We start from the raw sequence: 7,703 nt of genomic DNA, 5'->3' as shown, positions 1-7,703 counted from the left end.
GGCTTCCGTCCTCGCGAGCGCGGCGTCGGACTCCCTGCGGGCCGCGGCGTCCACCGCGGCGACCATGTCCCCCACGACGTGCTGCTGGTCCGCGGCCGCACGCCTGAGGAACTCCTGCCGTCGCCCGGCATCGGCGGGGCCGCCCGGGTCCAGGATCGCGGAGGCCGCTCCCGGAGCCGTCCCCTGGCGATGTAACAACCGGGAGTACTCGTCGAGGGTGCTCCTGGCGGACTCCACGCCGGATTCCGCCTGCTCGCGCTCGGCGATCGTGCGGTCGGCCTCCGCTATCGACCGGTCGAGGTCGAGTCGGGCCATCTGCAGGTCGACGAGGGTCTTGTTGACCCCCTCGCGCTTGACCGCGATGTCCTGGCGGGTGGCGTCGAGTCGCGCGGACGCATCCGCGACCGCGCGGATCAGGCCGCTGATGTCCTCGGGAGAGGCCGCGGGTTCCACCTGTGCCGCCACGACGGGCGCCTGGATCACACCCGATGCGGTGCCCAGGACGAGCGCTGCGGCGAGCAGGGCACGACCGCCCGCCGGCCCCGGACCCCGACGTCTCCGCGCTCCCGGAGCGCGGGTTGATGAATGGTCAGGCTTCACGTTTCACCTTCCGATAACCGCACGAGGATGCGGTCGACCGCGCGACCCGCGCGGCGGGACGCGTCACCGAGAAGGGTGAGGTGCCGGTGATGCCTTCCCCTGCGCCACTAGAGCCTCATACCAACTCGGCAGAACCGATGGTTCCTCTAGCACCGTAGGTCACAGAAGCCCCGTCTGGAACATCAGGCGGCAAAATACACTGCTGTAACTCGAATAACCCGAGGAACGTCGGCGTGTCGGGCGGTGATGCGGGACCGTGACCGTCAGCGGAGGCGACGCCGCAGCACGACCGCGAACGCGACCGCGACCACGATCGCGAGGACGAGCACGATGGCGGAGAGCGCTCCCCAGGGAGGCGCGGGGGCGGTGACCTTGTGCGCGAACACCGCGGCGGAGGCGACGGGGTCGAACTCCTCCCAGGCATCGTCCTGGCCCGCCTCGAGGAGATGCCGCGGAATCGTGTCGCTGGAGCTACCGACGAAGACCGGGGTCCGGACGAGAATCGTGCCCTCGTACTCCTCGTTCAGCAGGGCGGCGAGGTCGCGGGCGTCGGTGTAGACGAGCGCAGGGGCCTCGGTGTAGACCACCTTGAGGTCGAGCCCACGGTCCCCCGCCTCGGCGACCACGGTCCGCAGGCCCTCGACGAACGGCTCCGGAGCGGAGACGCCGTCGTCGGCGAGGTCCCGTGACACGGCCTCGTAGTCCAGCCACTGCGGAACCTCCCCCTGCTGCAGAGACATCACCGGCTCGGCCTCGTAGGCGAGCGTGGTCACGGAATCGTCGGAGTTGTCCACGGGCGATATGGTGCCATCTCGTCGTCGTCGAACCGAACACGCGCGCCGCACGGCGCGACACCCGCTCCGCGCCCCCCACCTTCGGGCGGGCCGGAACCTATACAGAACGACCGTACTGGTAAATTGGTGACCGCAACCGGGCGCGAGGGTCCACAATGGGTCCTGTGTCCGCCCCCGGCGTCGCCGCCCGAGACACGCGGTGACACCGGGAGGGATGACGAATCGACATTCACACCACGAGTGGAGCTGACGTGACAGCAAGCATTGACAGCTTTGGCGCCAAGGGAACCCTAGAGGTCGGCGGCCAAGCCTACGAGATCTACCGCCTGTCGGCGGTCGACGGAGCCGCGAAGCTCCCCTACTCCCTCAAGGTCCTCACCGAGAACCTGCTGCGCACCGAAGACGGTAAGAACGTCACCAAGGCGCATATCGAGGCGCTGGCGGGCTGGGACCCCGCCGCCGAGCCCGATACCGAGATCCAGTTCACGCCCGCCCGCGTGATCATGCAGGACTTCACCGGTGTCCCCTGCATCGTCGACCTCGCCACCATGCGTGAGGCCGTCAAGACCCTCGGCGGCGACCCCGACAAGGTCAACCCCCTCGCGCCGGCGGAGATGGTCATCGACCACTCGGTGATCATCGAGTCCTTCGGTGGAAAGGACTCGTTCGACAAGAACGTCGAGATCGAGTACCAGCGCAACGAGGAGCGGTACCAGTTCCTCCGCTGGGGCCAGGGCGCGTTCGACGACTTCAAGGTCGTCCCCCCCGGTACCGGCATCGTCCACCAGGTCAACATCGAGTACCTCGCCCGGTCGGTGATGGTCCGCAACGGCCAGGCCTACCCCGACACCTGTGTGGGAACCGACTCGCACACCACCATGGAGAACGGACTCGGCGTCCTGGGCTGGGGCGTCGGCGGGATCGAGGCCGAGGCCGCCATGCTCGGTCAGCCCATCTCCATGCTCATCCCCCGCGTGGTGGGATTCAAGCTCACCGGCTCGATCAAGCCGGGCGTCACCGCCACGGACGTCGTCCTGACGATCACCGAGATGCTCCGCAAGCACGGCGTCGTCGGCAAGTTCGTGGAGTTCTACGGTGCCGGTGTCGCCGCCGTGCCGCTGGCCAACCGTGCCACGATCGGCAACATGAGCCCGGAGTTCGGCTCCACCTGTGCCATGTTCCCCATCGACGGTGAGACGATCGACTACCTGCGCCTGACGGGCCGCGACGACGAGCAGCTCGCTCTGGTCGAGGCGTACGCCAAGGAGCAGGGCATGTGGCTCGACCCCGAGGCGGAGGAGCCCGTCTTCTCCGAGTACCTGGAGCTCGACCTGGGCGATGTCGTCCCCTCGATCGCCGGGCCCAAGCGTCCGCAGGACCGTATCGAGCTGGCCGACGCCAAGAGTGCGTTCCGTAAGGACATCCACAACTATGTGGACGCCGGTGTCAATCCCCTCGGTGACACCGAGAAGGGTCGGATGCAGTCCGAGGGCGGCGCCCCGTCCGACAACGTCGGTACGGCCACCCTGTCCCACGCCGAGGAGGGCTCGGTCCGGGCCGACGCCTCCGCCGGTGCCGAGGGCCGTCCCTCCAAGCCCGTCGAGGTGTCCGTCGACGGCACCGAGATGGTCCTGGACCACGGCATCGTCTCCATCGCCTCGATCACCTCCTGCACCAACACGTCCAACCCGTCGGTGATGATCGGCGCCGGGCTCCTCGCCCGCAAGGCCCACGAGAAGGGCCTCAAGGCCAAGCCGTGGGTCAAGACCTCCATGGCGCCGGGCTCCCAGGTCGTCACCGAGTACTACGAGCGCGCCGGACTCTGGCCGGACCTGGAGGCCCTCGGCTTCTACCTGGTCGGCTACGGCTGCACGACGTGTATCGGTAACTCCGGTCCGCTGCCGGAGGAGATCTCCGAGGCCATCCAGGAACATGACCTCACCGCCACAGCGGTCCTGTCCGGCAACCGCAACTTCGAGGGCCGGATCAACCAGGACGTCAAGATGAACTACCTGGCGTCCCCGCCGCTGGTCATCGCGTACTCCATCGCCGGGACCATGGACTTCGACTTCGAGACCGACTCCCTGGGCAAGGACTCCGAGGGCAACGACGTCTACCTCAAGGACATCTGGCCCTCCAGCGAGGAGATCGAGGAGACCATCAAGGCCTCCATCTCGTCCAAGGAGTACACGTCCAAGTACGCCGACGTCTTCGCCGGAGACGACCGCTGGCGCGGGCTCAGCACCCCGGACGGCAAGACCTTCGAGTGGGACGAGAAGTCCACCTACGTCCGCAAGCCCCCGTACTTCGAGGGGATGCAGATGGAGCTCACCCCGGTCGAGGACGTCAAGGGCGCCCGCGTGCTGGCCAAGCTCGGTGACTCGGTCACGACCGACCACATCTCGCCGGCGTCGACGATCAAGCCGGGCACCCCGGCCGCGCAGTACCTCGACGCCAACGGCGTGGCCCGTCAGGACTACAACTCCTTCGGGTCGCGTCGCGGCAACCACGAGGTCATGATCCGCGGCACCTTCGCCAACATCCGTCTGCAGAACCAGCTGCTGGACGGCGTCACGGGCGGCTACACGCGCGACTTCACGCAGGAGGGCGCCCCGCAGGCGTTCATCTACGACGCCGCCCAGAACTACGCCGCTCAGGGCACTCCGCTCGTCGTGCTCGGCGGCAAGGAGTACGGCACCGGGTCCTCGCGCGACTGGGCGGCCAAGGGCACCAGCCTGCTCGGCGTCAAGGCGGTCATCACCGAGTCGTTCGAGCGCATCCACCGCTCGAACCTCATCGGCATGGGCGTCATGCCGCTCCAGTTCCCCGAGGGCGAGTCGCACGAGACCCTCGGACTGGACGGCACGGAGACCTTCGACATCACCGGGATCGAGGAGCTGAACAACGGCACCACGCCCAAGACGGTCAAGGTCACCGCCACCAAGGAGGACGGCCGGACCGTCGAGTTCGACGCCAAGGTGCGCATCGACACCCCCGGCGAGGCGGAGTACTACCGCAACGGCGGAATCCTGCAGTACGTCCTGCGCAACATGATCAAGGGCTGATCACCTCCACCCCGACGGCGGTGCGCGGTAACTCCCGGTGAGACAGGGGGAACCGCGTACCGCCGTGGTGTATCCGTAGGAAGGTACAGAAATGCCCAGGGTCAGCCAGGACCACATGGACGCCCGGCGTCGCGAGATCCTGTCGGGCGCGCGCGAGTGCTTCGCCGAGTTCGGGTTCGAGGGCGCCACCGTTCGTCGCCTCGAGGAGGCCACGGGTCTGAGCCGTGGTGCGATCTTCCACCACTTCGACGACAAGGACGCGCTGTTCCTCGCACTCGCCCATGACGACGCCGCGGCGATGGCGGCCACGGTGGCGGAGCAGGGGCTGGTCCAGGTGATGCGGGAGATCCTCGCGGATCCCCACGAGTTCTCCTGGCTCGGAACGCGGCTGGAGATCGCGCGACGGATCCGCACCGACCCGGCCTTCCGCGAACGGTGGACCGACCGGCAGGTGGAGCTCGACGACGCCATCCTCACCCGCCTGCGGGAACAGAAGGACTCCGGCAGGATGCGGACGGACGTGCCGGACGACGTGCTGCGCGTCTACCTCGACATCGTCCTCGACGGGCTCATCACCCATCTCGCCACCGGACGGGGTACCGAGCACGTCAGTGCGATGCTCGATCTGGTGGAGGCGTCGTTGCGCACCGCTCGTGACTGAGTGCGGGACGCGCGTACGGTGGGGCGCATGACCGCCTCCACACCACAGATCCCCTTGATCGACCTCAACGACGGCCGTGCTATCCCCCAGCTCGGTTTCGGGACGTACCAGGTCCCGCCCGCTGATACCGAGAAGGTCGTCTCGGATGCTCTCGAGGCCGGGTACCGGCACCTCGACACCGCCCAGATGTACGGCAACGAGGACGGGGTGGGTCGTGCGATCGCGGCATCGGGTATCCCGCGCGACGAACTGTGGCTCACCACCAAGCTCAACAACTCCTTCCACGAGCGCGCCGCGGCCCGAGATTCCGCTGAGCGCTCCCTCGAGGCACTCGGTGGCCGGATCGACCTGTTCCTGGTGCACTGGCCGCTGGCCATGCATGACGACGTCGCCCGCGTGTGGGAGGCCATGGAGGGCATCCGCTCGGACTTCGCGGTGGACTCCATCGGCGTCTCCAACTTCACCCCCGCCAATCTGGCGCGACTGTCGGACGCGGGACTCAGCACTCCCACGGTCAACCAGATCGAGTCGAACCCCTACTTCGTGAACGACGAGGTGCGCGCGGCGTGCACCGACCGCGGGATCGCGGTGGAGGCGTGGAGCCCGCTCGCGCAGGGCGCGGTCTTCGGCGACCCCCAGCTCACGGCCCTGGCGGAGCAGGTCGGTCGCTCCATCTCGCAGGTGGTCCTGCGGTGGGTGCTCCAGCGCGGGGACATCGTCTTTCCCAAGTCCTCGAGCCCGGGCCGGATGCGCGAGAACCTCGAGATCTTCGACTTCGAGCTGAACGACGAGCAGATGGCCTCGATATCGGCCCTCCACAACGGCACGCGCTCGGGGCCGGACCCCGACACCTTCGACTGGCGCGGCTGAGGCGGGCCCCGCCCGGTCCGGCCCCGCCGGTCCGGCCGCAGATCGGGTGAGCCGTCACTCCGGTCAGAGTTTTCCCTCGTGAACCTACGGCGGAACGTACCTGACTGACGGTTCACCCATTTCGCGGCCGCTTTTCGACGATGGACGCGGTCGACTGGAATTAGAGTCCGTTCATGACCACCACTCGAGCGCACGGTGACGCCGCGCGCGCTGACGGCCCGTCCGCCGGGGGCCCCTCGGGTCGGATGCTCGCCTCGTACGCCGCTGGCAGCGTGGGCACGGGGGCGTTCAGCACCTTGCCCGGACTGGTGCTCGCCTATTACCTGACCGACTCGATCGGGGTGGCCGCCGCGGTGGCGACGGTGCTCGTGCTGGTGCCCAAGGTGATCGACGTCCTGGCGTACCCGCTGATCGGGGCGATCTCCGACCGCGCCTCGCACCGCACCGGTTACCGCACGGGGCTGATGCTGTTCGGCTCGCTCGCGCTACCCCTGCTCTTCGTGGCGACCTTCTCGGCCCCCACCCGGTGGGGCACCGCACTGGCCGGCGTCTGGGTGATGGGCTTCTTCCTCCTGGCCTCACTGGCATTCTCGTGTTTCCAGGTCCCCTATCTCGCCCTCCCGGCGGAGCTGACCGGTGATTCGGCCGTGAGGGTCACGATCCTCGCGTGGCGGGTGGCGGTGCTGGCCGCGACGATCCTCGTGGTGGGCGGCGGCGGTCCTGCGCTGCGCGAGGCCGCGGGCGGAGGCGCGACGGGGTACGTGGTGATGGCGGTCGGCGTATCCGTCCTGATGCTGGGCGGCATGCTGTGGGCCACGCTGGGATCCGGCCGACGGACGATCCTGCGGGCGGACGCCCAGGTCGGTGACCTGGGCCGGCAGTACCGCGACGGACTCGACGCGCTGCGGGTGACCCGGCCGTTCCGGTTGTTGGTGGGCCTGTTCTGCCTCCAGGCGGTGGCCACGGCGGTGATGCTCGCAGGAGGCCAGTACGTCGCCACCTACATCCTGGGCAACGAGGCCGCGTTGACCGGGCTGTTCCTCGCGCTGATCGCCCCCGCACTGGTGGTGATGCCGCTGTGGGCGCGCCTGGCCCACGCCCGGGGCAAGGTCCCCGCTCTGGCGACGGCGACGATCCTGTTCACCGTCTCCGCTCTCCTGCTCATCCCCGCCGGCGTGTGGCCGGGGATGTGGGTGCACATCCCGGTCGCTCTGGCGGGCGTCGCCTACGCCGGCATGCAGGCTCTTCCCATGTCGATGCTCCCCGACACCACGGATATGGACCGCGAACTGGGCGGCCGTCGTCGCAGCGGTGCGATGAGCGGGCTGTGGACCGCCTCCGAGACCGGATCCATGGCGCTGGGGCCCGTCGTGGTGTTGGCGCTGTTGGCGGTGACCGGCTTCCGCTCGGGCGGCATCGCTGATCAGCCCGAACCGGCCCTGTGGGCGATCGTCCTGGGCTTCTCCCTCGTGCCGGCTCTGCTGACCGCGGCCAGTCTGCTCGTCATCCGCGCACTGGGCCGGGAGCACCCGAGCTGGACCCAGCCTGCACGACCGGCCTACCCCGCACGACCGGCTTAACCCGCACGACCGACCCAGCCCGCATGAACGACCCCGCACGACGGACGGATTCCCCATGACAGTCGACCACCCGGACACCGATCCCCTGGAGAGCCTGATCGACCGGCGCGGCGCGGCAGCCCTCGAGACCCTG

At 68.7% G+C, this 7,703-nt stretch carries 5 protein-coding genes and 1 pseudogene; 4 read left to right on the top strand and 2 right to left on the bottom strand.

Going from position 1 to position 7,703, the window contains the following annotated elements:
• Window positions 1-600, bottom strand: a pseudogene (locus tag G6026_RS08830) (hypothetical protein); the annotation flags it as partial.
• Window positions 601-863: 263 nt separating this feature from the next.
• Complete coding sequence (locus tag G6026_RS08825; protein WP_182612943.1) at window positions 864-1,394, bottom strand: DUF6676 family protein; 531 nt, start codon at window positions 1,392-1,394, stop codon at window positions 864-866.
• 251 nt (window positions 1,395-1,645) lie between these two features.
• Here G6026_RS08825 and G6026_RS08820 point away from each other — a divergent pair, with 251 nt between their 5' ends.
• The 4 genes from G6026_RS08820 (at window position 1,646) to G6026_RS08805 (ending at window position 7,570) form a co-directional block, all read left to right on the top strand.
• Window positions 1,646-4,459 (top strand): aconitate hydratase, encoded by a 2,814-nt coding sequence (locus G6026_RS08820; protein ID WP_182612942.1) that lies wholly within the window; start codon window positions 1,646-1,648, stop codon window positions 4,457-4,459.
• Window positions 4,460-4,550: 91 nt separating this feature from the next.
• Window positions 4,551-5,120 (top strand): TetR/AcrR family transcriptional regulator, encoded by a 570-nt coding sequence (locus tag G6026_RS08815; protein ID WP_107756482.1) that lies wholly within the window; start codon window positions 4,551-4,553, stop codon window positions 5,118-5,120.
• Window positions 5,121-5,147: 27 nt separating this feature from the next.
• Window positions 5,148-5,990: an aldo/keto reductase gene (locus G6026_RS08810; protein WP_182612941.1), complete on the top strand. Its 843-nt coding sequence runs from the start codon at window positions 5,148-5,150 to the stop codon at window positions 5,988-5,990.
• A 173-nt stretch (window positions 5,991-6,163) separates the two neighbouring features.
• Window positions 6,164-7,570, top strand: a complete 1,407-nt coding sequence (locus G6026_RS08805; protein ID WP_182612940.1) for an MFS transporter — start codon at window positions 6,164-6,166, stop codon at window positions 7,568-7,570.
• Window positions 7,571-7,703: the final 133 nt, after the last annotated feature.

Source organism: Dietzia sp. DQ11-38-2 (assembly GCF_014145055.1).
In the GTDB taxonomy this organism is placed as follows: domain Bacteria; phylum Actinomycetota; class Actinomycetes; order Mycobacteriales; family Mycobacteriaceae; genus Dietzia.
This window is presented reverse-complemented; position numbering and strand designations above follow the sequence as displayed.

Excerpts from the sequence above, each read along its gene's own strand:
- G6026_RS08810 (WP_182612941.1), top strand. The coding sequence starts at position 5,148 with ATGACCGCCTCCACACCACAGATCCCCTTGATCGACCTCAACGACGGC.
- G6026_RS08805 (WP_182612940.1), top strand. The coding sequence starts at position 6,164 with ATGACCACCACTCGAGCGCACGGTGACGCCGCGCGCGCTGACGGCCCG.
- G6026_RS08815 (WP_107756482.1), top strand. The coding sequence starts at position 4,551 with ATGCCCAGGGTCAGCCAGGACCACATGGACGCCCGGCGTCGCGAGATC.